Consider the following 26706-nt stretch of genomic DNA (forward strand, 5'->3'; position numbering starts at 1 on the left):
CGGAATCTTGCCGCGCTGCCGCAAAAGAGGGCGCAAAGCGGCCGATGCTAGAATTCCGCCCTTCCTTTTCGCTACTGCGCGCACGCGCTTTCCGAACCATGCAAATCACGATTCTGGCCGCCGGACAAGGCAAACGCATGAATTCACGCTTGCCCAAGGTGCTGCAGCCGATTGCCGGCCAGCCCATGCTCGGGCATGTGCTGGCGACCTCGCGTTCGCTCGGGCCCCGGGCGCTGTGCGTGGTGTACGGCCATGGCGGTGATCAGGTACAGACTGCGCTGACTGCGCCCGATATCCTGTGGGCAGAGCAGGCGCAGCAACTGGGCACCGGTCACGCTGTGCAACAAGCCATGCCCTTGCTGGGCGACGAAGGTGCGGTGCTGGTGCTCTATGGCGACGTGCCGCTGATCCGGGCCAACACCCTGCAGGCGTTGGTGGACGCGGCGGGGAGCTCCCGCGTGGCCTTGCTGACGGTGACACTGGCCAACCCCAAGGGCTATGGCCGCATCGTGCGTGACGTGAATGACCGCGTCGTTTCCATCGTAGAGGAGAAAGATGCCTCTGCGGCCGAAAAGGCCATCAGGGAAGTCAATACCGGCATCCTGTGTGCGCCTGCCGCCATGCTGCGTGGCTGGCTAGGCCGCCTCCAGAATAATAATGCTCAGGGCGAGTATTACCTGACCGACGTGATTGCGATGGCCGTGGCGGATGGCGTTGAGGTCGTTGCCCAGCAACCCGAACACGAGTGGGAAGTGCTCGGCGTGAACAACAAGGCCCAGCTCGCCGAGCTGGAGCGCATCCATCAGCGCAATCAGGCCGATGCCCTGCTCGATGCCGGCGTGACCCTGCTGGACCCGACGCGCATCGACATCCGCGGTGAGCTGGTGTGCGGTCGCGATGTGGAGATCGACGTGGGCTGCGTGTTCGAAGGCCGCGTGGAGTTGGCTGACGGTGTGCGCGTCGGGGCGCATTGCGTGCTGAAGGACGTGACGGTGGGGGCTGGCAGCGTCATCAAACCTTTCTGCCATTTCGAGGAGGCGGTGATCGGTGCGGCCGGGGTGCTCGGCCCCTATGCGCGCCTGCGCCCTGGCACGGTGCTGGCAGAGGATGTGCACGTTGGCAACTTCGTGGAGATCAAGAACAGCCAGATTGCCGCGCATTCCAAAGCCAATCATCTGGCCTATGTGGGGGATGCGACGGTGGGCAGCCGGGTGAATATTGGCGCTGGCGTGATCACCTGCAACTACGATGGCGCCAACAAGTTCCGTACCGTGATCGAGGACGATGCTTTCATCGGCTCCGACAGCCAGCTGGTGGCGCCGGTCACGGTGGGCAAGGGCGCGACCATTGCGGCGGGCACCACCCTGACCCAGAACGCACCCGCGGATGCGCTGACGATCGGTCGCGCCCGCCAGCTGAGTATTACTGGCTGGGTGCGGCCGGTGAAGAAGAGGCCGGCCTGATCAGCGCCTGCGGCGCGCCGGTTTGGCTGGTGCGCGTGGCGGCAAGCCCAGTGCGGCACGCGCCAGCTGGTCGGCTGCGGTGTTGCGATGCTGAGGCAGCCAGCGCAATTCCAGGCGGCTGAACTCGGCGGCAAGCTGCCGGATCTCGGCAAAGAGCGGCGCCAGGCGCGCTGCTTCGGTGGCTTCGGCGTCTTGGGCGAGGCGCACCACCACGTCGCTGTCGCACTGCACTTGCAGATGTGCAGCGCCGAGCGCGCGGGCCAGTCTGAGGGTGGCGAGCAGAGCACGGGCTTCGGCTTCGTTGTTGCAGCCGGTGTGGGGGCTACGCTCGGAGAGTTCATGACGGCCACCCTGCGGCCCCAGCAATATCGCGCCGAGGCCGATGTGGCCTGGGTTGGGGCGGGCGCAGCCATCGCACCAGGCCTGCCAGAGGAAGTCTTCATTCATCGCTGGATGATACGGGCTTGTGTCTGGAGGCGGCGACTTGGGCGGTTCTGCGTCGCGGGGCTCATCCTTCTGGCGGGAGGCTTGCTTCCGCAATCATGTTTGCGAATACCCCCTGATCTAGCAAGCCTAAGAAGGCATCAACGACCTGTGGGTCGAACTGGATATCACGGCCGGCAAGAATTTCGGCGCGGGCTTCGGGCAGTGGCCAGGGCGTTTTGTAGGGGCGATGGCTGACCAGCGCATCGAAGACGTCGACCACGCTGACGATGCGTACTGCCAGCGGTAGCTCAGCGGAGCGAATGCCAGCCGGGTAACCCAGGCCATCCCAGCGTTCGTGGTGACTGGTGGCGATGCTGCGGGCGAGGCCGAGTGCCTTGTCGTGGCCGAGGATGCTGCCGCCGATGCTGGCGTGGTGCTGCATGATGCGAACTTCCTCCGGGTCGAGTTTGCCGGGCTTGCCGAGGATGTCGTCCGGAATGCCGATCTTGCCGACATCGTGCAGGCGGCTGGAGATGCCCATGTGCTCGGCTTCGGCACGCGAGCAGCCCATCGCCAGTGCGACTTTCTCGGTATAGGTGGCGATGCGTTCGATGTGGCGGCCGGTGGTCTTGTCCTTGAACTCGGCGATTTCGGCCAGCATGTCGATGGCGTAGCGGAAAGCGTTGGCGAGATCGATGTGCAGGCGCAGATTTTCGAGTGATTGCGCGCTTTGCTGGGCGGTGAGGCGGATCAGGCGTTTGTCGTCATCGGAGAGCGGCAGGGTGGGTTCGATGTAGATGTAGCCCTCGGCCTGGCCATGGATCACGATCGGAATGATGAAGGCGTTGCCGGGCAGGCCCGTGGGGTCCTGCCCGGCGAGCACCGCCTTGCGGCATTGTTCATGGATGGCATGGAAGCGCCCGCTGGCGATGAAGGGGGCGGTACCGGCATGCACCGCCTGCTCGCCGCTTTCCACCGTGGCGATCACGCCCTCGATGGTGGAGATGAAGGAGTCCGGTGAGAGGTGGCAGAGACCGACGACCTGGGTCAGCACGCCGGAGAAGAACTCCTGCAGTGAGACGTTGGCCAGGCGGTAGATGTCCGGCGCGGCCTGTAGCAATCGCTCCAGGCCGAGACGGTTGATGTCGATGGCGCAGAGGTCGCGATAGGATTTGAGGGCGCTGCGCACCGTGGTGTAGAGGCGGGTGGTGGTGAGCTCGGTCTTGTCCTTGTAGTCGTCGATGTCGTAGTGGTCGATCACATAGCGTTCGGGGGCGGCCCCGGGCTGGCCGGTGCGGATCACCAGGCGAATGAGCTTGTTGCCGAGTTCGTTGCGGATCTTCTCGACCAGGCGCAGCCCGGCATCCTCGGTTTCCATCACCACGTCCACCAGCGCCACGGCGATGTCCGGATGTTCGGCGAGGCGCTGCAGGGCCTCACTGGCAGAGCTGGCTTCGATGAATTCGAGCGGCCGCTCGGCGAAGGTGAAATTGCGCAGGCCGAGGCGGGTTACGGCGCGTACGTCCGGTTCGTCATCCACGACCAGCAGCTTCCAGGTGTAGAGCGGCTTGGCTGTCGGGCTGGCGGGCGTGGCGCGCTCGGCCTCGAACTGGATGGCATCCTTGATGATTCTCATGGTGTCTCGCCTGAAGGTGCGGTGGGGGTGTGCTGGGGCAGGCGGATCAAAAAGTGGGTGCCGGCGCCGGGCAGGCTGTCACAGCGAATGCTGCCGCCCAGACGCTCGGTGACCAGGCTGTAGCAGATGTAGAGACCGAGACCGGTGCCGCCCTGAGCCTGACGGGTGGTGAAGAAGGGCTCGAAGATGCGGCGCTGGACTGCGGGGGACATGCCTTTGCCGTCGTCAGCGTAGCCGATGAGGATTTGTCCGGCGCCATCGCTGTCGATCGCGATGCGGATGTGACCATCGCTTTGTTCGGGCCCGAAGGCGTGGGTGACGCTGTTGACGATCAGATTGGTGAAGATCTGGTCGAGCAGGCCCGGGACGCTGGTCATGCTGAGTTCTGGTGGGCAATCAAGCTCGATGCGGGCGGTTTTCTTGTAAACGTTGCTCAGGGTCTGCAGCACTTCGTCAACGATCTCGCGCAGCTTGAAGTGGCGGATGTCTTCACGTTCGATGTCGGTGGATGAGCGCTTGAAGCCGCTGACCAGATTGGCGGCCCGGCGCAGGTTGGACTGGGCGAGTTGGCCGCTTTCACGCATGTCGGTGAGCAGGGCGCGGATCTCCTGCTCCGGCACCTCCTCGCGCTGGAGCAGGTGGCCGAAGTCGTCGAGGCAATGTTCATGGTGCGAGAGGGCACTGATCGCCACCCCCAGCGGGGTGTTCAGCTCATGAGAGAAGCCGGACACCAGACGCCCCATCGAGGCCATTTTTTCGGCCTGCATGAGGCCTGACATGGCCTGTTCGGTCTGCGCCCAGCGTTTTGCCAGCGACCGATGTGCCAGCAGACTGCCACCGGCCAGCAGCAGGAAGACCAGGGCGTGCAACAGGCTGCTGTGGATGATCTGGTTGCGCGTGGCGGAGTCCTGCCAAGGTTGGCTGATGCTGATGCCGCCGCGCACATCGCCTATGGCATAGCCTTGGTGAGCGTGGCAGCCCAGACAGGTTTTATCGACAAACAGTGGCGCCATGAACCGGAATTCTTTTTCTTCATTTGCGCGCTCTACGACCTCCCCGACTTCAAGTTCGCCCTGCTCGAGGCGCGCAAGGCTCTGTTTTTCCCAGCTGTCCGGGCTGTTCTCCGGGCGAAGGACACGCAACGACGTCATGTGAATTTTCAGCGTGCCTTGCAGGCTAGCCTGATGAGCAATCTGGCGAGTCATGTAGGCAGGGTTGATCTGGGTGAGCGACAGTTTGTCGGTGTGCAGATCACGGCTGGGGCTGAACAGGAAGGGGTTGGGCGGATTCTGCTCACTGGCCGGAACATATACGCCTCCGCTTGAGGCGTTCCAGGCGCGTGCCGCTACGATGGTGCGAAACACGTTGCGTGCGCCTTCCAGCATCAAGTCATGCGCGTGCTGTTGGATGCGGCTGATGCTCAGCGCCAGCGATACCGCGACCAGCAAGGTCCAGACGGCCAGCAGTACGCTCAGCTGGCGCAGGCTGGCAGGGGGATGAAGCGGGGCGGAATAGGCCGGGTGCTGAGGCATGTTGGGGAGTCCGGGCTGACTGTCAGGTCTACGGCGCTGGTGTGTGGGGCTGGAGCTGTACTTGCGGGCTTTATGGGGATCGGGAACACGGCCCTGGGGGCTGACGGGTATCGAAAAATGGTGAAAATTTTCTCAAGAATTTGGGGTGTGGGCCGATAACGCTGCCATGGTTTGTGCGATGCACAAACCACTCCCCCGAAAAGAGAAAATCATGTTGACCCTTCCTTCTTTCCCGCAGCTGACTTTCCGGCATCAGCAGAGCCACTCGGGCCGGGCTACAGAGATAGCCGGCCTTCGGCAGCAAGCAGTGCATCAAACACTTGCCGGGGATGGCCCTTCACGGCGCATCGGCCTGCTGATCGATTCCCTGATAGGTGGGGGGGCCGAACGCGTGGTGCTGAATCTGGCAGAAGGCTTTCGCCGGCAAGGGCATGAGGTGCACATCATCCTTGCGCATGATCAGATCCAGCATCGCGTGCCCGATGGGGTCCGGCTGCATGCGTTAGCCCCTGCCGGAAGATTGAACCCCATCCGGGCGCTGGAAAAACTCATGCTGGCCTGGCGCTTGCGGCGCTGTGTGGCAGAGATCGAGGCCGATGGCCGTCGCTTCGATTTTTTCATCTCGAATGCAGAGGATGCCGACCGGATTTCGCGTCTGGCTTGCCTGCCGCATGTGTATATCCGCTATCGCAACTCCATGGTGGAATACCTGCGAGGAAAAATCGGCGACAAGAGCGGGCTGAAGCGCCTGTTCCGCACGCTCAAATGGCGTATCCGCTTTCATCTGACCTATGGCGGGCGCGACATCATCACGGTATCTGACGCCCTGCAGCGCGATATCGTCGACGAAGTGGGTGTGCACCCGCACTCGATCCGGACCATCTACAACCCCTTTGATTTTGAGGCGATCCGGCAGTTGGCCCGGGAGTTCCAGCCCCCCGTCGATGGCCCCTACATCGTGTACGCCGCACGTTTTTCCGCCCGCAAGCGGCAGGATCTGCTCCTGCGCGCCTTTTGCGACAGCCATGCCTGCCAGAGCCACAAGTTGGTGCTGATCGGCGACGCCTACACGGAGGCGGAAAAAAACTGGCGTGAGCAGATTGCGCTGCAGGTCGCGAGTCTGGGCCTGCAGGACAAGGTATTGCTGCCCGGCTTCCAGACCAATCCTTACCCGTGGATCAAGCACGCTGCACTCTTTGCCATGTCTTCCGACAGTGAAGGCCTGCCCACCGTTCTGATTGAATCCCTGATCCTGGGCACCCCGGTGGTGAGTACTGATTGTCCGACCGGGCCGAGTGAAATCCTCACCGGGCGACTGTCGCCTTTCCTGTGCGCGCGCAACGATCACCTGGCGCTGGCCGTCCGCATCGATGAAGCGCTTGCTCACTATCCGCATGTGGGTGACAGGGAGCTGGCGCGGTTCTCGGCAGAAAACTCGATCCGTCAGTATCTGGCGCATTGCGCTGAGGCCTGATTGAAGGGGCTCTCCGGAGCGCGTAGTAAGATCCGGGCATGCCCTTTTCTTTGCCTTCCTCCCACCCGCTGCGCGTGGTACTCGATACCAACGTGGTGATGGCCCTGTGGCACTTCCGTGATCCGGCTCTTGCCGCCTTGGCTGACTGGGTCGAAACCAGCGCTGTCGAGTTGCTCACGCGTGCCGACTGCCTCGATGAACTGGCGCGCGTGCTGGCTTATGTCCAGTTCCGCATTGAGCCTGCACAGCGTGCGCAGATTTACGCGACTTACGCTCAGACAGCCCGTTGTCTGCCGGAGCCGGATGACACGCGTCTGGCAGAGCTCGACGCACTGCCGCGCTGCAAGGACCGCGATGACCAGAAGTTCCTTGCCCTGGCCTGGCTGGGTGAGGCTGACCTGCTTCTGACCCGCGACAAGCTGCTGCTCAAGCTCGCCCGCAAATCGCCTTTTCGCGAGCGCCTGAGGATCCTCACGCCGGAGCTCTGGCAGCGCGAGCTGCTGGCTGCAGAGGCGCTTGCCCTTTCGGGCGGAGAGTCCTGAAAAGCCCTTCCTGCCTGCGTTTAGAACGCTGTGTAGGGTTTTGGGGGCACAAATGGAAACGACAGCCCGCAGGGGGCGCGGGTATCGTTCCGGCAAGCAAGCCTGTTGCTGCCCTCACGGAGAATGAAGAACATGGACGAAACCCTGCTGACCCAACTGCCGGCCATCATCCTGCAGAATCTGGTCCCCTTTGCCTGGAAGATCGTCGGCGCCGTCGTGCTGTGGATCATCGGCGGCTGGATCATCAAGAGCGTCAAGCTGTTGTCCCGGCGTGGCATGGATGCGCGCGGTTTTGATGCCACGCTGATCGAATATCTGGAATCCGCCATTGGCATGAGCATGCGCGTGCTGTTGGTGATCGCCATCCTGAGCCTGTTCGGTGTGGAAACGGCCTCCTTTGCCGCCATCATCGCGGCCGCCGGCGTGGCTATCGGGATGGCCTGGTCGGGCCTGCTCGCCAACTTCGCGGCGGGGGTCTTCCTGATCCTGCTGCGCCCGCTGCGCGTGGGCGACTTCATTGCCGCCGCCGGCATCACTGGTACAGTGCATGAAATCGGCATGTTTGCCACGACGATTGATCAGCCGGACAACGTGCGGACCGTGGTGGGCAACAACAAGCTGTTTGCCGACAACATCGTGAATTTCAGCAGCAATGACTTTCGCCGCGTTGATCTCACCGCCCAGTTGGCCCACGGCGTTGATCCACTTAATGCCATTAGCCTGCTCAAGGCTCGGGTGGCGCAGATCCCGAATGTGATGGACAAACCGGCGCCGGATGTAGAGATCCTCGAGTTCAATCCAGCCGGGGTGAAGCTGGTGGTGCGCCCTTACTGCCATACCGACGATTACTGGCAGGTGTATTTCGATACCAACAAGGCGATTCTGGAAATTGCTACGCAGGCCGGCTGGCCCGCAGCCGTGCCGCATCAGGTACTGATCCAGAAATGAGTGCTTGATCGGGGTTTGCCCTCAAGCCGGGCCGATCCGGGCCGTAAAAGCATGAGAGCGGCTGTGCGGGGCCGGCCAGGCGGCGATGCCAGGAGCCCCGTGCGAAAAGCCGCTCACTCCATACGACAAGAGCCAGCTTCCATCAGGGGGCTGGCTCTTTCTTTGTCGCTGGCTGATTTCTACAGCGCAGCAAGTTTGCGATAGCGGCCGTTGAAGAACAACAGGGGCTCCCGCTCTGAACGATCGCAACGCGCCACCTCGCCGATGAAGATCACATGGTCTCCGCCCGGGTAGCGCAGGCTGTTGCGTACTTCGAACACGGCTGCGCAGCCGGCCAGTACTGGTGCTCCGCCGAGCCCCGGCTCCCAGTCCACGCCGGCGAAACGGTCTGCCGCCTTGCTGGCGAAGAGATTCGATAAAGCTTCCTGATCGTCGGCAAGCACATTCACTGCGTAATACTCACAGCGCTCCAGCACCTCGCGCACGCCGCTGTTGTTGCCCAGGCTCCACACGATCATGGGCGGGGTCAGCGACACCGAATTGAAGGAGTTTGCGGTCAGCCCGACCAGGCTGCCATCTTTGGCCTGTGCGGTGATGACCGTGATCCCGGTTGCGAACATGCCCAGGGTGCGGCGGAAGGTGCTTGAGTCGAAAGCAAGGGCGGGAGAAGTCATCAGGTCAGGCCGGGTACAGCGGAGATGGGCGCGAATTATCCGTTACTTGGGGACGGAAGCAAACCGAGGCGTGACTCTCAAGGAATCACGAAGAAGCGATACAGGCGCGGCAGCCCCTCGCGTAGCTGGATCCTGCCGCCAGGTGTATCGCGTACCAGCGCTGCTTCGCGAACGTAGACCTGAACCTTGGCCGAGGGCTGAGCGAGCAGGGTGTTGGCATCGCACAGGATTCCGGTAGGGCTTTGCTGGCGTGCGCTGCAGTATTGCAGCCAGTCTGGGCCCTGAATCGGCGCGGCAGCTTTGCGCGTGACGGCTTTGGCGCTGGTGGCGGGCGCTACCGCACTCGGTGCGGCCTCAGGCGTTGACGCTTTGCTGCTGACCTTGCTGCTTTTGGGGGCAGGCTTGGCTTTGGTGACTGGCTTGGTGGGTGCAGGCGGAGGCGGCGGTGGGGGCGGCTCGACGATCACTTGCGGGGCAGGCGCAGGGGGAGGCGCCGGCGGCGGCTCGGGTTTGTCGGCCAGCAGGCTGCAAGCCGCCAAGGCAGGCAAACTCAGCAGAGAGCAGGAAAGGCGAAACGGGGCCATGCCCGGTCCTCACGGATATACAGGTCCAGCCAGTGCTAACGGCAGCCAGGGTGAAAGCCTTGAAGCGGCAGGATGAACGGCGGTGTCGGCCCGGCTGCTGCCAGAGGGTTTGAATGCCCCGGTGCGCTGCCGGGTTGCCCTGCGCGCGCCTTTTCAGTATGGTGGCCAGATTCGCCGGGGGTCCGTCCAATGTTTTGAGGACGGTGAGAAACACCCTTGGAACCTGATCCGGGTCATGCCGGCGTAGGGAAGGCGAGTGCAGCGCCCCCGCTGCGCCCGCTTCCTCGCCTTGCCCATTGAGAGGAAGCACCATGAACGCCAAAGAACAATTCGTTGCCGCGTCGGCCCAGGTCGACGAAGCCGCAATTGCCCCCCTGCCCAATTCGCGCAAGGTCTATTTCACCGGTTCGCGTGAGGACATCCGCGTGCCGATGCGCGAGATCACCCAATCCGACACCCCGACCGGCATGGGCGGCGAGAAGAATCCGCCGATCTACGTCTACGACTGCTCCGGCCCCTACACCGACCCGGCCGCCAAGATCGATGTGCGCAACGGCCTCGAAGCCCTGCGCGCCAAGTGGATCGAGGAGCGTGGTGACACCGAGGTACTGCCGCAGCTCTCTTCCGAATACGGCCGCGCCCGTGAAGCCGACCAGAAGCTCGACGAGCTGCGCTTCAATCTGCAGCGCAAGCCGCGCAAAGCCAAGCCTGGCCACAACGTCAGCCAGATGCACTACGCGCGCAAAGGCATCATCACGCCGGAGATGGAATACATCGCTATCCGCGAGAACCTGAACCGCGCCGCCTATATCGAATCGCTGAAAGCCACCGGCCCGACCGGCGAGAAAATGGCCGCCTTCATGGGCCGTCGTCACCCCGGCCAGAGCTTCGGCGCCGCAATCCCGGACGTGATCACGCCCGAGTTCGTGCGCGACGAAGTCGCCCGTGGCCGCGCCATCATCCCGAGCAACATCAATCACCCCGAGAGCGAGCCGATGATCATCGGCCGCAACTTCCTCACCAAGATCAACGCCAACATCGGCAACAGCGCGGTGTCGTCCTCCATTCAGGAAGAAGTCGACAAGCTGACCTGGTCGATCCGCTGGGGTGGCGACACGGTGATGGATCTGTCCACCGGCAAGAACATCCACGAAACCCGCGAGTGGATCCTGCGCAACTCGCCCGTGCCGATCGGCACGGTGCCGATCTATCAGGCGCTCGAAAAGGTGAATGGCAAGGCCGAAGACCTGACCTGGGAAATCTTCCGCGACACGCTGATCGAGCAGGCCGAGCAGGGCGTGGACTACTTCACCATTCATGCTGGTGTGCTATTGAAGTATGTGCCGATGACGGCCAACCGCATGACCGGCATCGTCTCGCGTGGTGGCTCCATCATGGCCAAGTGGTGCCTCGCGCATCACAAAGAGAATTTCACCTACACGCACTTCGAAGAGATCTGCGAAATCATGAAGGCCTATGACGTGGCCTTCTCGCTGGGCGACGGCTTGCGCCCCGGCTCGATCTGGGATGCTAACGACGAAGCCCAGCTCGGCGAACTCAAGACGCTCGGCGAGCTGACGCAAATCGCCTGGAAGCACGACGTACAGGTGATGATCGAAGGTCCCGGCCATGTGCCGCAGCAGCTGATCAAGGAGAACATGGACCTGCAGCTGGAATGGTGCGACGAAGCCCCGTTCTACACGCTGGGCCCGCTGACCACCGACATCGCCCCCGGCTACGACCACATCACCAGCGCCATCGGCGCCGCGCAGATCGGCTGGTACGGCTGTGCGATGCTCTGTTACGTGACGCCCAAGGAGCACCTCGGCCTGCCGGACAAGGACGATGTGAAGGCCGGCATCATCGCCTACAAGATCGCCGCGCACGCCGCCGACCTCGCCAAGGGCCACCCGGCCAGCCAGATTCGCGACAACGCGATGAGCAAGGCGCGCTTCGAGTTCCGCTGGGAAGACCAGTTCAATCTTGGGCTGGATCCCGACACCGCGCGCTCCTACCACGACGAAACCCTGCCCGCCGAAGGCGCCAAGGTGGCGCACTTCTGCTCAATGTGCGGCCCGCACTTCTGCTCGATGAAGATCACCCAGGACGTGCGCGACTTCGCCGCCGCTCAGGGCATCAGCGAAATCGACGCCTTGAAGAAGGGCATGGAAACCAAGTCGGTGGAGTTCGTGAAGAAGGGCGCTGAGGTTTATCACAAGCTGTAATTCCGGCGCCAGCGGGGCCGAGACTTTGTCGACTGCGTCGTGCCGTGCTTAAGCACTGTCTGCGACTTGTCTTTGCGTCTCGGCCCCGCTGGTGCCGGAATGTCGCTCTTCGATGTGAGCCTGATTGGCTGAAATGAAATGGGCCGCCTGAATCACTCGGGCGGCCCATTTTTTTGAAGCGCGTTCTCGTCAGAGCTTGTAGGTTTGCACGATCTGCTGCATCGAGGCGGACAGTGCATCGAGCTCGTGGGCAGCATTGGCGCTGAGGGCGGCGCCTTCGTTGCCGACTTCGGCCATCTGGGCGATGCGCTCGACCTGCTGCGCGATGCTGTGGCTGGCCGCACTTTGCTCACGGATGGCGTCGGTGATCTCGCGCACCATCTCCACCGCCTGGCCGCTGGTTTCGCTGATGCGAGCGATAGCCTGGCTGGCGCCTTCAGCGCGGGTCACGCCAACGCTGACGCGATCCACCGCAATCGCCATGCTGTTGACCGCGTCCTTGGCGCCGTTGCGCACGCCATCGATCATGGTGGTGATTTCGCGGGTGGAGTTGGCGGTGCGTTCGGCGAGCTTGCGCACTTCGTCAGCCACAACCGCGAAACCGCGACCTTGTTCGCCAGCGCGAGCGGCTTCAATGGCTGCGTTCAGGGCGAGCAGATTGGTCTGATCGGCCACTTCGCGGATCACCGCCACGACCGAAGAGATCTTGTCGCTCTCGGCTTCTACGATACGGATGCGCGAGCTGGTTTCATTCACGGTGCTGGCGATCTCGTGGATGTCCTGCACGGTCTGGCCGATGATCTGGCCCCCTTCCTGAGCATGTCGGCCGGATTCCTGCGAGAGCTGGTTGGCTTCGGAGGCACGGTCGCCGATGTGACCGATGCTGACCGTCAGCTCTTCGATGGCGGCGGCCATGGCCGAGGCGGACTCGCTCTGCTGGCCGGAGGACATGGATACCTGCTGAGCGGTGCCCGCCATGTGGCGTGATTTGCTGGCCACATCCTCAGCGTTCTGGCCGATGTGCTGGAGGTTGTTCTGCATGGAGCCGATCAGACGATTCAAACTGGCACCCATCTGGCTCAGCTCATCCTGGCCGCTTTCCGGTACGCGGATGCGGAAATCGCGCTCGCGTTCGATACGGGTGATGGCGCCTTGCACGCCCTCCAGTGTGCCGCGGATGGTACGCACCAGCAGCAGGCCAAAGGTGGCAATCAGGCCCACGCCGATGATGATGACGGCCCACGAGATGTTACGGTGGCGGCTCGCCGCAGCTTCGGCTGTGGTGCGATCCGCTTCGATGTCTTTCTTCAACTGCTCATAGTGAGCGTTGAGGCTGCGGGCGGCATCGGCCGAGGTTTTCACGACGGCATTGATCAGTTTTACTGAGTCGGGGTCGCTCGGGATGTTCTTGCGGTTCTGTGCAACGGCCGGAGCCAGCGAGGTTTCGAAGACCTTGAGGGCCTCCTTGTCGGCCTCCAGCATCTCCCGATCTTTCGGGTCGGAGACGAGCTTCTCGTACTTTTCCACCTCTTCCCACAGCACGGCCATGCTCTTGGTCATGGCCTTCTCGATCTTGTCCATCTCTTCGGTGGTTTCGGCCCGGGCATGGTTGTACACGTGAACGCGCACGCGCAGCGACTGGCCGATGATCCGGTGCAGGGCGTCCACTTGTGGCACGGTGATCGACTGGACCTTGCGCAAGGAGTCTGTCAGCGAACCTGTGGCCAGCATGCCGACCAGCCCGACTGTCAGCGCGGTGATGGCTGAGAAGATGACGATCAGGAGCAGACGGAAGGCGATGGTTGTTTTCATGGTGTTCTTTCGGAAGGGGCGGATGCTCGTCTAAGGGTTTACGACGGGCATCCTGCTTTCTTGAACACCACGGCTATTTACTCAGTTGCAGGCTGCCACGCGTGTGACCGATACCACCCCGCTACTGGCCGCGTTGGCGAAGGCCAGATCGCCATTGCCCAGGCTGACGAATTCGTCGAAATTCGAGACCCCGGCGGCGCTTGTGACAGGCGTGCCGAGCAGCGTGCCGCTGGCGTCGGCAGCCTGCAGGATGAGCTTGCCGCCACTCTTCCAGCCGAGCAGGAGTTGGCTGCCGAGCTTGCCCAGATAGGCGCGGAAAGGGTACTGGGCGTCGATGCCGGTGGCGCTGCTGATGATCTGGTCGCTGATCAGCGTGCCGTTGTTGTTGAAGCGGGCCAGATGCAGGCGCAGGCTGCCGGTGGTTTCCAGGTAGCTGAGCCAGTAGCCGTCGGTATCGGCCACTACGCCGCCGAGAGCACGGGTGTCGGCGCTCGTGCCGCTGAGCCATTCAGTGGTTTTTGTGCTGACGCCCGTAGCGCTGAGTTGTTGCAGGCGCAGGGCGTTGGGATAGGCGTCGCCATGGCAGAAGGCGCTCCAGCCGCTGCTGTTGCCGGCCAGGCGCACGGACCAGCTATGGCTGCAGCCCCACTGCCAGCCACCGCTGAGGCGATTGCCGTTGGCGTCGAGCATGCGCAGGGTATCGCCGGCGTGGATATCGATTTCGCCGGCTACGTTGGGGCGGGCGTAGGAGCCGGCAGAGCGGAAGTAGGCAGCATAGCGGCTGCCGTCCCAGGCCAGGCGGCCGGTGTGGCCGTACCACCAGATGAAGAGTGCGCCTTCGCTATCGACATTGGCCTTGTCGGTGAGTGTGGTGCTAGAGAGCACGCTGCCTTTGCCGTCGAAGCGCAGCAGGGACATTTTCTGGCAGGCCGCGTTGCTGGGCGTGGCAGCGCTCTTGCAGTACTTGCTGCTGTAAATGTCCGGGTCGTCCGCCACCATCAGCAGGGCGCCGCCACTGCTGTGACCGACCATGCTGTGTACTTCATCGCCGGTGGTGGTGAGCAAGGGGCTGAACTGTTTGTCGTCGCTGGCGAGGGTGCCGACGCGGATCTGGCTGGCACTTTTTTCTTTCCAGGCGATCAGGCTGCCATTGCTGCCATAAGGGGCGAGCACCACGGGCGTGTATTCATCGCTGGGGGCCGAGAGGGTCGGCAGGGTGGGTTGGGTGGTGCGGACGCGCTCGGACAGGGCTGTGCAGCTTGCCCCGCTGCTGGCCTGGCTGCTGGTGCTGCTGCTTGAAAGACTGCTGGTGCTGGTGGCCTTGCTGGTCGAGCTGCTTTGGGTAGCGCTGCTGGCGGTGCTGCTGCGTACGGAGCTGGCGGTCGAGGCGCTGCTGACCGATGCAACGCTGGTGCTGCTGCCTGAGTTGCCGGCGCCAGAACCTCCACCACCGCCGCCGCAGGCGGCGAGTAGCAGGGCTACGAGCAGTGTGGCACCGTTGCGCACATCGAGGGCGCGGAGGTAAGCAGAGGCAGGCATGGTCTTGTTCCGGTAAAAAGCTGCCGTATCGCAGCGATCAGGCCGGAATTGTGACGAATGAGCTGGGTGCTCTGTGCGGATGCGCCGTTGGTCGCGGCTGAATGCCGGGGGCGCTGGCCGGGCGGGCGGCCATGCAGGATGAATGGTCCGGCCGCAGTACCTGAAGGGGGCTGAACTGAGGCTATGCGGGGCTCAGTCGCCCGGGGGGCGCAATACGGGAGCGCTACTCTGGTCGCTGCACTGGTTCAGCAATACGAGGATGCGCTCGAGCGGGTCGCGCACGGCATGCATGATGCGTTCCTCCTGATGCCGATCGGTGGACATCAGGTCGAAGGCTGATTCGAGGCGGTCGAGAATTTCCTGCAGGAGCAGACGGATGTCTGCCGCCATCTTGCCTGGCAGGGCTTCCATGGGAACCGCAGCCGGCGCTTCGGGAGATGCCGCTGGCAGCTCGTAGCGCTGGGCGAGGTGGTCGGCCAGGGCGGCAGCCATCTCCACGAGAGCGGACATGTTCTCGCGAATGCGGGTGGCTTCTTCCGATGCTTCATCCGGCATGTTGCTTACGACAACGCTGAGCCGTTCATGACTGAGGGCGAGGCGGTTCTTGAACTGGACCAGTTGCCCCATGCCGGCCACCCGCGCGAGCACCGCGCGCTCAAGGGCCGAGGCTTCACCTTCAAGACTCCAGGCCGATTCGCCTCCTTCGTGGCGAATGGCGATGCAGCACTGCACACCGAGATGCCGGCAGGCTTGCAGGAAGTTCTGGGCAAGCTGGGCAGGGTTTTCGCAGCTCAGACTGGTGCGGACAAATTGCAGCAGCAGGCGGCGCTCACTCATGCTGGACTGGTATTGCTCGGCCTTGGTCTGCAGGGCGTCTTTTTCGGCACGCAGGGCAGCGCGTTCGCGCCACTGCGTGATGGCAAGCCGAACCTTGCGAAGCAGGATCTCCGCCGATACAGGCTTCACGCAGAGATCGCTGGCGCCCGCATCAAAGGCCTTCAGATGCTCGTCGAGTGATTCATGCGAGGTGGCAAAGATGATCGGGATGTCGTAGTGCCGGCGCAGTGCCCGGCATGTATCGAAGCCGTTGAGCCCGGGCATCTCAACATCTAGTAGTACAAGATCAGGCAGGCGTTCGGCGCAGAGCTGCAGCGCCTCCTGGCCTGAAGCGGCGCTCTTGACCTCGAACTGACGGGAGAGCATCAGGGAATGCATGGCACGCGTTGTCGCCACATCGTCGACGACCAGCACATAAGGGGTCTGGCTGCTGGCCCGATGCTCCTCATAGGCGTCCATCGCTGCGCTCCGAATAACCATGGTCAGAACCTGTTTACGGCAGGGCAAGGAGGTCCTGTAGCGCTCCGCTGGCGGGCAAAAGGGGTATGGGACCCTCCGGGGTTTGTTTCCCCTGATGGCAGGGAGCGCCGTTTACGGTCTATCACACAGCATGGCCGGCGCGCTTGCGCGGGCGATGGAGGTGAATCATGGCCAAGATCGACAAGATAGTTTCCGTGCCGCAGGTGATCGGCGATTTCGGGCAGGACGATGCGTTTGCCACCGAGAGCAATCCGGAAGGTTTGCGCTACGGTGAGGCACCTCATGCGCCGGGCTGTTTGCCCCATCCTCCGAAGACGGTGGTGTTGCCACCGGAGCATGGCGAAATCTCTATCGGCTGAGCTGGCTCAGGCCCATACCCCAAGCGCGGTGAGCTGCTTTGTTGCGGCTTCAGACCAGCCGCGATTGGCGGCCGGGCTGGCCGGGCTGGGGTGGAGCACGCGGCCGAACTGCACGGCCATGCCAGCACAGGCTTCACGCGCGCGCAGCTCGCTCCAGGCGCCGATGCCGATCACCCACTCGGCGCCAGTTGCCTCGACCAGCGCGCGCAGGTGTGCATCGCAGGCGGCAAGCAAAGGGGCTTGCTCGGCGGCCGGGAGCTTGTCCGGCGTGACGTTGCGCTTGCCCTCGAAGAAGGCCAGCGGGCAGTAGTTGGCGACGAAGTGGTCCGTGAAGAAAGCCTCGGCCGTGCCGAAGCGCTCGGCGAACAGGCCCCACAGGCGGCGGCCTGAAACTTCTGAGCGCGCACATTCCCAGCCTTCGATGGGGCGGGCCGGCGTCTCTTCGGCAGGTTTTTCGACCGGTGCGGAAATGCCCATCCAGTCACGTGCAGCGGCGATCTCGCCGAAAGGCACGCCAATCTGCACCATGCCGAAGGGGCCGGGATTCATGCCGACGAAGATGATCTTCTTCTTGCCCGCGCCAAACTTGCGCAGGTATTCCTCATGCGGCGCCCAGGCGTAGTCCAGCGGGTTGTAGGTGTGGGTGATCGGCGTGGCGAAGCGCATCGGGGTGACTGCCGCAGAGAGGGTGCGGGCGGCGGTGATGAGGGTTTCGGTACTCATTGATTGTCCTGGCTGGTCCATGGAGCGACCTTTAAGAGCAGCAGCATGCCCGGTATGGCGAGCACGAAGCACAGTGCGAAGAAGTTGAACCAGCCCAGGCCTTCGACCAGCCAGCCAGCGCTGGCGTTGATGAAGGTGCGTGGCACGGCCATTAGGCTGGTGAACAGGGCGAGTTGGGTTGCCGTGTAGGCCGGGTGGGTGGTGCGTGCCATCCAGGCCACGAAGGCTGTGGTGCCAAGCCCCACGCCGGCCGCTTCGACGCCGATCACGATGGCCAGTACCGCGAGGCGCGCGGCATCCGCTTCGGCCGGGCCGAGCCAGGCCAGCCAGGCAAAGCCGACAATGGCCAGCCACTGCAGGAAGCCGAATACCCACAGTGCGCGGTTGATGCCCAGCTTCACCATCCACAAGCCGCCGAGCAGGCCGCCGATCACGCTGGGCCACAGGCCGGCGTTCTTGGCGACGAGGCCGATCTGGGTCTTGGTGAAGCCCATGTCCAGATAGAAGGGGGTCGCCAGTGCGGTGCACAGCGAGTCCCCGAGCTTGTAGAGCAGGATGAAGAGCAGCACCAGCAGGGCCGAGCGAAGGCCATGGCGGCTGAAGAATTCGTGGAAGGGTTCAAGCACCGCTTCGCGCAGCGTGCGTGGCCGGGCGGCGGCGGCGCGGGGCTCGCCAGCCAGCAGGCTCATCGCCACGCCGGGCAGCATGAACAGGGCGGTGACCAGAAACACGCTGCCCCAGGGCAGGTGGTCCGCCAGGATCAGCGAGATTGAGCCCGGCACCAGGCCGGCGATCTTATAGGCATTCACGTGGATGGCGTTACCCAGGCCGAGTTCGATCTCGGGCAAGAGTTCGCGGCGGAAGGCATCCAGCACGATGTCCTGGGTAGCCGAGAGGAAGGCGATCAGCGCGGTGAGGATCAGGACCAGGCCGACCTGTGAGGTGGGCGATACCTGCCCCAGCGTGGCGATGGCCGCCAGCAGCAGCAGTTGGGTCAGCAGCATCCAGCCGCGCCGGCGGCCCATCAAGGGCAGGGCATAGCGATCGAGCAGCGGCGACCACAGGAACTTCCAGGTGTAGGGAAACTGGATCAAGGCAAAGGCGCCGATCACCTTGAGGTTCAGGCCTTCGGTCTTGAGCCAGGCCGGCACCAGGTTCAACAGCAGGTAGAGCGGCAGGCCGGAAGAGAAGCCGGTCAGGATGCAGATCAGCATCCGGCGGTTCAGCAGGGCTTCGAGCCAGGCGGGACGGGAATCGGTCACGAGCGGGGTCCGGTGGGGCGGTGCGTGAGTGGGCGATTATGGCCGAAGTAGGTATTTCGGAGTCAGCCCCGGTGTCGTGGGCGCGAGGTTTAGGGCGCGCATGCCGGCGGGTGCGATATGGGTGTTCTTATATCGCGAGCCCGCAGAGTTCGCCACGCAATTCAAAGTCTGTAAACAGGCCTCGGATCTGTTCGACCAGGTCAGCGCTGGGCAAAGAGTGGGCCGCGATTGCCGGGTGAGTGACGCCTTCTGGACGGAAGACCTGCAGCACGAAGCGCTGGGCCCCCAGATGCTGCGCGAAGTGGGCGGCGAGCAGGGCAGCGTCTTCGCTCAGCAACTCGTGATGCCAGGTGAGGCGGAACTCATGCGTTACGCCGCTGGCCACGATCAGCTGCGCGCTGCGTGTGGCCCGCGCGGCGCTGCCCGGTGCACCAGTGAGGGTGTCGTAGCCGTCGTAATCACTCTTCAGATCGAAGCCGACCCAGTCCAGCAGCGGCAGCACCTTCTCCAGGCGTTCAGGGTAGGCGCCGCTGGTATGCAGGCCGACCGCAAAACCCATGCCCTTCACGGCGAGGATGGCATCAGGCAGGCAGCTGTCGGCCGTGGGCTCTCCGCCCGAGAACACCACGCCATCGATGGTGTGACGATGGGTTGCAAGTTCCGTGGCGATCTTCTCCCAGGAGAGCAGGCGCATGCTGCTGCGCGATTGCAGCTCGGGGTTGTGGCAATAGGCGCAGCGCCACGGGCAGCCATGCAGGAACAGCGTGGCGGTGCGGCGGCCTGGCCAGTCGTGCTCGGCGGCAGGGTTGAAGGCGCCGATGCGGATGCGGGCAGTCCACGGGCTGACGATGAAAGCGTGTGCGGCAGAAGTCATGGGAGGATTCTACGGGGTTTGCGCAGGACGAAAAAAAGCCCGCCGGGGAGGCGGGCTCGGGATGCGTCGTCAGAGCGTGATCAGGGCGTTGTGATCGACACGAAATCGAACACGCTGGTGGAGGTGACCGTCGTACTGCCGGAGACGCCGGCCAGACCAACATAGACCGTGCTGTCGAAAGGAGCGGCGCCTGTGGCGGTGCCGAAGTCTTGCGTTTTCGGCGTGGCGGGTAGCCAGGAGACGCCAGCATTGATGGAGTAGGTAACGGATATTACTTGGCCGGTGCGCTGCAGCTTGAGCCAGACGGGATCTGTGCTGGAAGGTTGGCCGGTGGTCAGGTTGGCAAGGCTCGTAGAGGCTGTGGCACCGCCATCAGCCAAGCGTTGTTCCCATTGCACCCGGGGTACTCCACGTACCATGATGCCGTAGAAGCGCGAGTTGTCTGCCAGACTGTTCCGAATCATCAGGCCCGCGCGCACGTTGGATGTGTTGCTGAGTCCGACCATGCTCATGGCGGTTAGTCTGGCAATCATGGTGAAGTCGCCCGTGATCTGCTGGTAGGCGAACTGCATCGAGTCAGTGAGCACCGTGGTAGTGCCAAGCAGACCCGCCGATTCCAGCGTGTACTTGCCATTCACGCTGTCGTAGCTGGTGCCGACGGTGACCGGTAGGCCGCTGGCGACATAGGCATTGGTGAGCGTCGTGGAGCCGGTAATCGGGGTGTTCGAGCCGCTGCCGGTGGCTACACTGGAGTTGGCCGACGACGTGGCTGCCGAGCTGGCGGTTGCCGAAGAACTGCTCGCCGAACTCGCTGCCGCGCTGCTGGCCGCAGCACTGCTGGTCGCCGAGGAGCTGGCCTTCTGTACCTCATCCCAGTTGCGGTACTCATTGAGGTAGGTGTACTGGGTGGCCGAGCCGCCGATGACGGTCGGGCTCCACGGCCCGCTTGTCAAAGCCACATGCTTGCCCAGCACCGAGTTGCGCACCAGCACCTTGCCTGGTGCGTCGGTTGCGCTGTCGTCCCACTGGCGGGCCAGATAGATGCTGTTGTCCGTCGTTGCGCTGTCGGCCAGGAAGACGCTGTTGTTGAACAGCAGGCCTACGCTCTGGCTGGCAGCGGTGGTGGAGGGAGAGGTGATCGATGTGCCGGAGGGCTTGCGCGCGCCGAGGGTGCGGATGGTGCTGCCTTCGAACACGCCGATGCCGGCACCGAAGATGAAGTCCACGTCACCACTGATGTCGCTGGCGGTGACATAGACGCGCTTGCCGCTGTTGGCGAGATACAGGGTGTCCTGGTTGCTGATCAGGCGTACGCCATCGAGCACCACCTTGTCGGCCTTGTCGACCATCACGGCAACCGCCTGATCACTGCTGCCGGTTTCTACCCAGGCGTTTTCAACGCTGAGGTTCACCAACTGGAAACCGTTGTTACGCACGCGGATCGTGGCCGAGCACTCCTTGCCGACGCTGCCGGTTTTCTTTGAGCACGCGTTGTACAGCGTGGTGGCATCGGTATTGCCGGTGTAAGTGCTGTTTGTGACGAAGGTGTTGTAGCTCGCGCCGAGGCTGCCCTGCGACAGTGCGTTGTAGATGCGTACCTTGGTGGCATCGGCTTCGCTGCTGTAGAGGGTGATGGCGGCGGTGGTGTTGCTGACGATCAGTTGCTCGTTGTAGTCCCCCGCCTTGACCTGGATGTAGACCCGCGCGGCGGTGCTGGTGGAGGCGGCGTTCAGCGCGGACTGGATCGTGCTGTAGGGTGTGCTGCCATCCTTGGTGACGACGAAATCAGCAGTGAAGCCTGCCGGGTAGAGACGACCCGCATTCGGTTGACCGGCGTTCACGCTCTGCGGCGCCCAGGCGTCCGAGCCGGCAAGCGCCTTGGCTACGGTGGCGTTACTGGCGGCCGTATCGTCGAGCATCGGGCGTGTGCTGCTGGCGGCCGTTACCGGCAGTTTGCCGGCCCCGGCGTTGACCAGGTTGTGAGCCCGTACAACGTTCGCCGAACTGCCCGGGGTGTAGCTGTAGGCTGGCGTCCAGCCAAGTTGATTGGTGTAGGCGGCGAGGGTGAAGACGCTGTTGACCTTGTCAGCAGTCGGAGTGGTCGAGCCATCCGCGGCCTTGCGGGCATCATTCCAGCGAGCGTCCAGGGCTGCCTTGGCGGCCGCTTCGAGTTCGGCCGAAGCCGCTACGCCGTTGAACCAGGAGCCGACATCCTTGAACTGGTAGCCGTTCAGGTTGGACATCACGCGCGCGACAGTGGCTTTGGATCCGCTCATGTCGAAGACGTTGGCTTCCGACAGAATGCGCGATTCCGCGCCCATGCCGACGTAGTAGCTGACCGGGTAGTCGGCAGAGTCGGTATTGCCGCTGTAGCTGTTGTTGTAAAGGTGGATCTGGCCAAAGCGGGCGCGCGGCGCGCGCTGGGTGGTGTCCTGCCAGATGTTGTTGCTGAAGGTGAGGCGATTGTAGGCACGCTCCTTGGCGCCGTTGCCGTCACCCGAACCGCCGACCATGTTGGTCTTGTCGTGATTCTTGAAGATCGAGTAGGACACGGTGACGTAATCCGAGCTGTCCTCGATGTCGAGCAGGCCGTCGTGACGCTGGACGTGTTTAGTCACGCCGTTGATGGTGCGCACTTCCTTGCTGTCGAAGTTGGCGCCGTCGCTGAAGGTGCAGTGGTCAATCCAGATTTGCTTGCCGGTGACCATGTTGATGGCTTTGAACTTGGCGTTCCATTCTTCTTTGCCTGCGGTCCAGGTGTAGGACGTGCCGAGATCCTGCGGAGCCTGGAACTCCAGATTGCGGATCACGATGTTGCTGGTGGCGTTAACGGTGAGGAAACCATCAATGATCTTGGCGTCGGCGCCAACACCCAGAATAGTGGTGTTGGATGGAACCGAGAATTCGATCTGGGCTTTCTGCGCGTTCTGCATGATGCTGCGCGCCGAGGCCGCCGCCGTCTGTTCTGTCGTTGCAGTGCCGCCGGTGGCTTGTGCGGTCACGTAGCCGATGTAGGCTTCAAAATCCCAGTTGTTGATGTTCTTGTAGGTCGTGGTGAGCGTCTTGTAATACGCCTCGTTGGCGAACTGGCCATTGCCCAGGTCGGTGCCGTAGATGGAACCAACCACGTAGATGATCTTGGCTTCGCTCTTGGCGGTGGTGGCATTGCTGGCATAGGTCGGGCTGTTCTGGTTGGCCAGGGCCGCCTTCAGCTCGGCGCGGTTGTGCACCACGTAGATGTTGCTGGCCGGAGCACCGGCTCCGCCTGTGGTGCCGGTGCCTTGGGAGGCCCAGCCGGTCACGCCAACCGGTACGCTGAGGGCGCTGGCAGCCGAGGTCTGGGCGGCTGCGCTGCTAGCGCTGTCCCCTTCGCTCTGGCTGGTGGCGCTGTTGCTCGTAGCCTGGCTGCTGGTGGCACTGCCGCCGTTATTGCCACTGCTGCTAGCGGAATTCGTGCCGCTGGAACCGCCGCCGCAGGCAGCGAGCAGGCCGAGCATGGCCGAGCCGAGACAAAGCACGCCTAGCGTGCGGCGAATTGCTGCAATCATCCTTGTCACCTCCGTTTGTTTTATGGCGCCCTATCAGTGATGAGCTGTGGGCGCCTTAGTGCAAACGGGAAAGTAACTCAGGGTGAAATCGGTCACAAGCTGCACCGCCGCAGGACTGTGCAGTTCTTCGCAATACGCCTGCGATGAGGCCTCAGTCGGCTTTGCGACCGAGCCGGTAGAGCGCCACGCTGGCGTAATTGTTGGGATCGATGTCGATCGCACGGTCTTCGTCGAAGGCGGCGCGCTCCAGCACGACAATGCCGCGCTGTTCACACAACTGCTCGAAGTCCGCCATCGTGAAGAAGCGCACGTTCGGGGTGTTGTACCACTGGTGCGGCAGGCTGTCGGAGACCGGCATGTGGCCTTCGTTGATCGAGACCCGATGGCGCCAGTAACCGAAGTTCGGGAAGCTCACTACCGCTTCGCGGCCCACGCGCAGCATCTCGGCGAGAATGCCCTCGGTGTTGTGCACCGCCTGCAGCGAGAGGCTCATGATCACGTAGTCGAACTCGCCGTCCTTGAAGCCGGCGAGGCCTTGTTCAAGGTCGCTCTGCAGTACGTTGATGCGATGGCTCAGGCAGTTGATGACATGCGCCGGGTCGCGCTCGATGCCGTAGCCGCGTGCCTGGCGGGTGCTGGCCAGATGCAGCAGCAATTCGCCATCGCCGCAGCCCAGGTCGAGCACACGCGCACCTTCGCTGACCCAGCCGGCGATCACGTCGTAATCGTGGCGTTCCTGATTGCCGAATTTCACCATGTCACACCTCGATGTTCTGGAAGTACGCGCGCATCGCGGCGTGGTAGGTTGGATCGTCGAGCAGGAAGGAGTCGTGCCCGGCATCGCTTTCAATCTCGGCGTAGCTCACGTCGCGGCCGTTGTGCAGCAGCGCGAAGACCAGCTCGCGCGAGCGGGCCGGGGAGAAGCGCCAGTCGGTGGAGAAGGAGGCGATGAAGAACTTGGCTCGTGCAGCCGCCAGCGCAGCTTCCAGATCACCCTCGAAGGCGTAAGCCGGGTCGAAGTAATCAAGGGCTTTGGTGGTGAGCAGATAGGTGTTGGCGTCAAAAAAGCCGGCGAATTTGTCGCCCTGATAGCGCAGATAGGATTCGATCTCGAACTCGACATCGAAGTGGTAGCGGTGTTCGCCGTGGCGCAGCTTGCGGCCGAACTTGTCCGCCATCGCGTCATCCGAGAGATAGGTAATATGCCCCAGCATGCGCGCCAGGCGCAGGCCGCGGGTGGGCACCACGCCATGTTCGTAGTAGTCGCCGTTGTGAAACTCGGGATCGGTCAGGATGGCCTGCCGTGCGACTTCGTTGAAGGCGATATTTTCGGTTGAGAGCTTGGGGGCGGCCGCGATGATCATGCCGTGGCGTACCCGCTCCGGGTAGCGCAGAGTCCAGGCCAACGCCTGCATGCCGCCGAGGCTGCCACCGAGTACTGCAGCGAGTTGCTGGATGCCGAGGCGATCCATTAGGCGGGCATGGCTGTCGACCCAGTCTTCCACAGTCACGAAGGGGAAAGCTGAGCCCCAGGGTTTGCCGGTGGCCGGATTGGTGCTCCTCGGGCCGGTGCTGCCGAAACAGCCGCCCAGGTTGTTGATGCCAATCACGAAAAACTTGTTGGTGTCCAGCGGCCGGCCGGGGCCGACCAGGTTGTCCCACCAGCCAGTGCTCTTGGCTTGGCCAGCATAGGTTCCCGCAACGTGGTGCGAGCCGGAGAGCGCATGGCACACCAGCACGGCATTCGAGCGCTCTGCGTTGAGCGTGCCGTAGGTTTCATAGACCAGATCGTAAGCCGGCAGGCTGCTGCCGCTGCGCAGGGGCAAGGGCTCGTCGAAGTGCGCACATTGCGGAGTGACAACGCCGACGCTATGAGAATGTGTAGTCATGAAATGCAAAAACCCGATCAGCCAAAGCGTGATCGGGTTTGAGGGCGCCCATCCGCTTTAGCCGTATTTGTTACGCGCCCGCAAGCTGAATCAAATCGGCGCAATGCAGAGAACTTACTCCCGCAGGAAAATGATGTCAAACCATGCGTTCGGTCACTACAGTTTATCCACTGCTTCACGGATCTTGTCCGGCTCATCGAGCTTGAGCAGGCGGCCGACCTTGATGGCGAGCTCGGCGGCGTCCGAGCGCAGGATTTCCTGCTTTACCTCAAGGATCTGTGTTGGGTGCATGGAGAACTGACGCAGGCCCATGCCCAGCAAAAGGCGGGTGAACTTCTTGTCCCCCGCCATTTCGCCGCACACTGAAACCGGGATGTCGGCCTTGGCGCCAGCATGAATGGTGGCAGCGATCAGACGCAGGATGGCCGGATGGAGCGGATCGTAGAGATGGGCGACAGCCTCGTCCGTGCGATCAATGGCCAGGGTGTACTGGATCAGGTCGTTGGTGCCGATGGAGAGGAAATTCAGGCGTCGCACGAAGATGCCCAGCGCCAGTGCGGCTGCGGGTATTTCGATCATGCCGCCGACCTTGATGTCCTCGTCGAACTTGATCTTTTCAGCCCGTAACTGGGCTTTGGCCTGCTCGATGGCACCCAGCGCAGCGTCCACTTCGTGGGCATGTGCCACCATCGGGATCAGGATCTTGATCTTGCCATGCAGGGAAGCGCGCAGGATGGCCCGCAACTGGGTCAGGAACATCTGCGGTTCAGCCAGGCAAAATCGAATGGCGCGCAGCCCCAGGGCCGGGTTCAGTTCGGGGCGCGGACCACCGGTACTGAGCGCCTTGTCGGCTCCGATATCCAGTGTGCGGATCACCACCGGCTTGCCGCCCATGGCGCGGGCCACGCTCTTGTAGGCTTCGAACTGCTCCTCTTCATTGGGCAGCGTGTCACGGTTCATGAAGAGGAATTCGGTGCGGAACAGGCCGATGCCGTCCGCGTACACATCCTTGACTGCTGGCACGTCGCGCGGCAACTCGATATTGGCCTGGAGGGCGATCTCGTGGCCGTCGATGGTGGCCGCACGATTGGCTTTCAGGCGTTTGAGCTTGGAGCGCTCCAGTTCCAGCGCGCTGCGGCGCAGGCGGTATTCCTCGAGGACGCGCTCATCCGGGTCGATGATGACCACTCCGCGTGCGCCATCGATGATGATGATGTCGCCGTCGCGGGTGATCTGGCGGATGTGGCGCAGGCCCACCACAGCCGGGATACCCAGGCTGCGCGCCACGATTGCCGTGTGCGAGGTTGCGCCACCGACATCGGTGACGAAGCCGGCAATCTGGCTGTCCTTGAAATGGATGGTGTCCGCTGGCGAGAGATCGTGGGCGACCACGATGGAATCCAGCCCGTTCTTGTTGCGTTTCGTGCCGACATGGCTCGGGTGGCCCAGTAAGGCCTTGACCAGGCGTTCCACCACTTGAATTACATCGGCCTTGCGTTCGCGCAGATAGGGGTCGTCGATATTGTCGAAATCATCGACGATTGCTTCCATCTGCTGCACCAGCGCCCACTCGGCATTACAGCGGCGCTCACGGATCAGTTTGATGGCATTTTCGACCAGCATCGGATCGTCGAGCAGCATGGTGTGCAGATCGACAAAAGCAGACACCTCTGACTGGGCGCTGGCAGAGACTTCACGCAGTGCGCGTAACTCGAAGCGCACCTTGGCCGCGGCGTCTTCGAGGCGGATGACTTCGGCATCCACATGGCGTGGAGCGATCAGCAGATGGTCGACTTCCAGCAGCGCATGAGAAATCAGATGCGCATTGCCAATGGCGATTCCCTGCGATACGGGCAGGCCGTGGATGACGAAGGGCATG

At 62.9% G+C, this 26706-nt stretch carries 22 protein-coding genes and 1 riboswitch; of the genes, 6 read left to right on the top strand and 16 right to left on the bottom strand.

Features of this window, described 5'->3' with window-relative positions; all coding sequences use genetic code 11:
* Nucleotides 1–98: 98 nt before the first annotated feature.
* Entirely contained in the window at nt 99–1463 is a 1365-nt protein-coding gene (glmU, locus tag HJ583_RS13835; RefSeq protein WP_170022453.1) for a bifunctional UDP-N-acetylglucosamine diphosphorylase/glucosamine-1-phosphate N-acetyltransferase GlmU, read from the top strand.
* Here the strand turns inward: glmU and HJ583_RS13840 are convergent, their stop codons facing one another.
* From HJ583_RS13840 to HJ583_RS19350, 4 genes are all read right to left on the bottom strand, one after another.
* A complete protein-coding gene (locus HJ583_RS13840) occupies nt 1464–1910 on the bottom strand; it encodes a ribonuclease HI family protein (RefSeq protein WP_170022454.1) in 447 nt (148 codons plus the stop codon).
* A gap of 61 nt (nt 1911–1971) precedes the next feature.
* Nucleotides 1972–3525, bottom strand: coding sequence for a response regulator (locus HJ583_RS13845; protein WP_170022455.1), 1554 nt, complete (start codon nt 3523–3525; stop codon nt 1972–1974).
* The gene (locus HJ583_RS13850) at nt 3522–5057 is read right to left on the bottom strand and encodes an ATP-binding protein (RefSeq protein ID WP_170022456.1); all 1536 of its coding nucleotides are present in this window, start codon (nt 5055–5057) and stop codon (nt 3522–3524) included. Before HJ583_RS13850 ends, HJ583_RS13845 begins: the two co-directional genes overlap by 4 nt.
* Before the next feature lie 337 nt (nt 5058–5394).
* Nucleotides 5395–5556 carry a hypothetical protein gene (locus tag HJ583_RS19350; protein WP_328824910.1) on the bottom strand — a complete coding sequence of 54 codons (162 nt, stop codon included), beginning with the start codon at nt 5554–5556 and terminating at the stop codon, nt 5395–5397.
* Between HJ583_RS19350 and HJ583_RS13855 the strand changes: the two genes are divergently transcribed.
* From HJ583_RS13855 to HJ583_RS13865, 3 genes are all read left to right on the top strand, one after another.
* Nucleotides 5494–6531: a glycosyltransferase gene (locus tag HJ583_RS13855; protein WP_328824908.1), complete on the top strand. Its 1038-nt coding sequence runs from the start codon at nt 5494–5496 to the stop codon at nt 6529–6531. The two genes, HJ583_RS19350 and HJ583_RS13855, sit on opposite strands and share 63 nt — an antisense overlap.
* Nucleotides 6532–6569: 38 nt before the next feature.
* A complete protein-coding gene (locus tag HJ583_RS13860; protein WP_170022458.1) occupies nt 6570–7073 on the top strand; it encodes a putative toxin-antitoxin system toxin component, PIN family in 504 nt (167 codons plus the stop codon).
* A gap of 132 nt (nt 7074–7205) precedes the next feature.
* Entirely contained in the window at nt 7206–8021 is an 816-nt protein-coding gene (locus HJ583_RS13865) for a mechanosensitive ion channel family protein (RefSeq protein ID WP_170022459.1), read from the top strand.
* Between the two features lie 179 nt (nt 8022–8200).
* Here the strand turns inward: HJ583_RS13865 and HJ583_RS13870 are convergent, their stop codons facing one another.
* The gene (locus tag HJ583_RS13870; RefSeq protein ID WP_170022460.1) at nt 8201–8695 is read right to left on the bottom strand and encodes a flavin reductase family protein; all 495 of its coding nucleotides are present in this window, start codon (nt 8693–8695) and stop codon (nt 8201–8203) included.
* A gap of 77 nt (nt 8696–8772) precedes the next feature.
* Entirely contained in the window at nt 8773–9279 is a 507-nt protein-coding gene (locus HJ583_RS13875; RefSeq protein ID WP_170022033.1) for a hypothetical protein, read from the bottom strand.
* 166 nt (nt 9280–9445) lie between these two features.
* Nucleotides 9446–9547, top strand: a riboswitch (TPP riboswitch).
* 43 nt (nt 9548–9590) lie between these two features.
* Between HJ583_RS13875 and thiC the strand changes: the two genes are divergently transcribed.
* The gene (thiC, locus tag HJ583_RS13880; protein ID WP_170022461.1) at nt 9591–11504 is read left to right on the top strand and encodes a phosphomethylpyrimidine synthase ThiC; all 1914 of its coding nucleotides are present in this window, start codon (nt 9591–9593) and stop codon (nt 11502–11504) included.
* Between the two features lie 189 nt (nt 11505–11693).
* On the opposite strand, the gene HJ583_RS13885 is transcribed toward thiC, so the two are convergent.
* The 3 genes from HJ583_RS13885 to HJ583_RS13895 form a co-directional block, all read right to left on the bottom strand.
* Nucleotides 11694–13316, bottom strand: a complete 1623-nt coding sequence (locus tag HJ583_RS13885) for a methyl-accepting chemotaxis protein (protein WP_170022462.1) — start codon at nt 13314–13316, stop codon at nt 11694–11696.
* Between the two features lie 81 nt (nt 13317–13397).
* Nucleotides 13398–14855: a hypothetical protein gene (locus HJ583_RS13890; RefSeq protein WP_173863644.1), complete on the bottom strand. Its 1458-nt coding sequence runs from the start codon at nt 14853–14855 to the stop codon at nt 13398–13400.
* Between the two features lie 192 nt (nt 14856–15047).
* Nucleotides 15048–16151 (bottom strand): response regulator, encoded by a 1104-nt coding sequence (locus tag HJ583_RS13895; protein ID WP_170022463.1) that lies wholly within the window; start codon nt 16149–16151, stop codon nt 15048–15050.
* A 188-nt stretch (nt 16152–16339) separates the two neighbouring features.
* Between HJ583_RS13895 and HJ583_RS13900 the strand changes: the two genes are divergently transcribed.
* On the top strand, nt 16340–16531 hold the full coding sequence (locus tag HJ583_RS13900) for a hypothetical protein (protein WP_170022464.1): 192 nt from the start codon (nt 16340–16342) through the stop codon (nt 16529–16531).
* Between the two features lie 6 nt (nt 16532–16537).
* On the opposite strand, the gene HJ583_RS13905 is transcribed toward HJ583_RS13900, so the two are convergent.
* The 7 genes from HJ583_RS13905 to ptsP form a co-directional block, all read right to left on the bottom strand.
* Nucleotides 16538–17254, bottom strand: a complete 717-nt coding sequence (locus HJ583_RS13905; protein ID WP_170022465.1) for a uracil-DNA glycosylase family protein — start codon at nt 17252–17254, stop codon at nt 16538–16540.
* The gene (locus HJ583_RS13910; RefSeq protein WP_328824893.1) at nt 17251–18516 is read right to left on the bottom strand and encodes an AmpG family muropeptide MFS transporter; all 1266 of its coding nucleotides are present in this window, start codon (nt 18514–18516) and stop codon (nt 17251–17253) included. The genes HJ583_RS13905 and HJ583_RS13910 overlap by 4 nt, the downstream gene beginning before the upstream one ends.
* A 127-nt stretch (nt 18517–18643) precedes the next feature.
* Nucleotides 18644–19390: an anaerobic ribonucleoside-triphosphate reductase activating protein gene (locus tag HJ583_RS13915; protein ID WP_170022466.1), complete on the bottom strand. Its 747-nt coding sequence runs from the start codon at nt 19388–19390 to the stop codon at nt 18644–18646.
* Between the two features lie 80 nt (nt 19391–19470).
* Complete coding sequence (locus HJ583_RS13920; RefSeq protein WP_170022467.1) at nt 19471–22938, bottom strand: pectinesterase family protein; 3468 nt, start codon at nt 22936–22938, stop codon at nt 19471–19473.
* A 151-nt stretch (nt 22939–23089) separates the two neighbouring features.
* The gene (metW, locus tag HJ583_RS13925) at nt 23090–23695 is read right to left on the bottom strand and encodes a methionine biosynthesis protein MetW (protein WP_170022468.1); all 606 of its coding nucleotides are present in this window, start codon (nt 23693–23695) and stop codon (nt 23090–23092) included.
* 1 nt (nt 23696) lies between these two features.
* Entirely contained in the window at nt 23697–24827 is a 1131-nt protein-coding gene (gene metX / locus HJ583_RS13930; RefSeq protein ID WP_170022469.1) for a homoserine O-succinyltransferase MetX, read from the bottom strand.
* Between the two features lie 156 nt (nt 24828–24983).
* A complete protein-coding gene (gene ptsP, locus HJ583_RS13935; protein ID WP_101940932.1) occupies nt 24984–26705 on the bottom strand; it encodes a phosphoenolpyruvate--protein phosphotransferase in 1722 nt (573 codons plus the stop codon).
* Nucleotide 26706: the final 1 nt, after the last annotated feature.

It is taken from the genome of Uliginosibacterium aquaticum (genome assembly GCF_012972705.2).
Classification (GTDB): Bacteria; Pseudomonadota; Gammaproteobacteria; order Burkholderiales; family Rhodocyclaceae; genus Uliginosibacterium; species Uliginosibacterium aquaticum.

Coding starts and splice junctions, on each gene's coding strand:
- glmU (WP_170022453.1), top strand. CDS start 99: ATGCAAATCACGATTCTGGCCGCCGGACAAGGCAAACGCATGAATTCA.
- HJ583_RS13840 (WP_170022454.1), bottom strand. CDS start 1,910: ATGAATGAAGACTTCCTCTGGCAGGCCTGGTGCGATGGCTGCGCCCGC.
- HJ583_RS13845 (WP_170022455.1), bottom strand. CDS start 3,525: ATGAGAATCATCAAGGATGCCATCCAGTTCGAGGCCGAGCGCGCCACG.
- HJ583_RS13850 (WP_170022456.1), bottom strand. CDS start 5,057: ATGCCTCAGCACCCGGCCTATTCCGCCCCGCTTCATCCCCCTGCCAGC.
- HJ583_RS19350 (WP_328824910.1), bottom strand. CDS start 5,556: ATGCAGCCGGACCCCATCGGGCACGCGATGCTGGATCTGATCATGCGC.
- HJ583_RS13860 (WP_170022458.1), top strand. CDS start 6,570: ATGCCCTTTTCTTTGCCTTCCTCCCACCCGCTGCGCGTGGTACTCGAT.
- HJ583_RS13865 (WP_170022459.1), top strand. CDS start 7,206: ATGGACGAAACCCTGCTGACCCAACTGCCGGCCATCATCCTGCAGAAT.
- HJ583_RS13870 (WP_170022460.1), bottom strand. CDS start 8,695: ATGACTTCTCCCGCCCTTGCTTTCGACTCAAGCACCTTCCGCCGCACC.
- HJ583_RS13875 (WP_170022033.1), bottom strand. CDS start 9,279: ATGGCCCCGTTTCGCCTTTCCTGCTCTCTGCTGAGTTTGCCTGCCTTG.
- thiC (WP_170022461.1), top strand. CDS start 9,591: ATGAACGCCAAAGAACAATTCGTTGCCGCGTCGGCCCAGGTCGACGAA.
- HJ583_RS13885 (WP_170022462.1), bottom strand. CDS start 13,316: ATGAAAACAACCATCGCCTTCCGTCTGCTCCTGATCGTCATCTTCTCA.
- HJ583_RS13890 (WP_173863644.1), bottom strand. CDS start 14,855: ATGCCTGCCTCTGCTTACCTCCGCGCCCTCGATGTGCGCAACGGTGCC.
- HJ583_RS13895 (WP_170022463.1), bottom strand. CDS start 16,151: ATGGACGCCTATGAGGAGCATCGGGCCAGCAGCCAGACCCCTTATGTG.
- HJ583_RS13900 (WP_170022464.1), top strand. CDS start 16,340: ATGGCCAAGATCGACAAGATAGTTTCCGTGCCGCAGGTGATCGGCGAT.
- HJ583_RS13905 (WP_170022465.1), bottom strand. CDS start 17,254: ATGAGTACCGAAACCCTCATCACCGCCGCCCGCACCCTCTCTGCGGCA.
- HJ583_RS13915 (WP_170022466.1), bottom strand. CDS start 19,390: ATGACTTCTGCCGCACACGCTTTCATCGTCAGCCCGTGGACTGCCCGC.
- HJ583_RS13920 (WP_170022467.1), bottom strand. CDS start 22,938: ATGATTGCAGCAATTCGCCGCACGCTAGGCGTGCTTTGTCTCGGCTCG.
- metW (WP_170022468.1), bottom strand. CDS start 23,695: ATGGTGAAATTCGGCAATCAGGAACGCCACGATTACGACGTGATCGCC.
- metX (WP_170022469.1), bottom strand. CDS start 24,827: ATGACTACACATTCTCATAGCGTCGGCGTTGTCACTCCGCAATGTGCG.
- ptsP (WP_101940932.1), bottom strand. CDS start 26,705: ATGCCCTTCGTCATCCACGGCCTGCCCGTATCGCAGGGAATCGCCATT.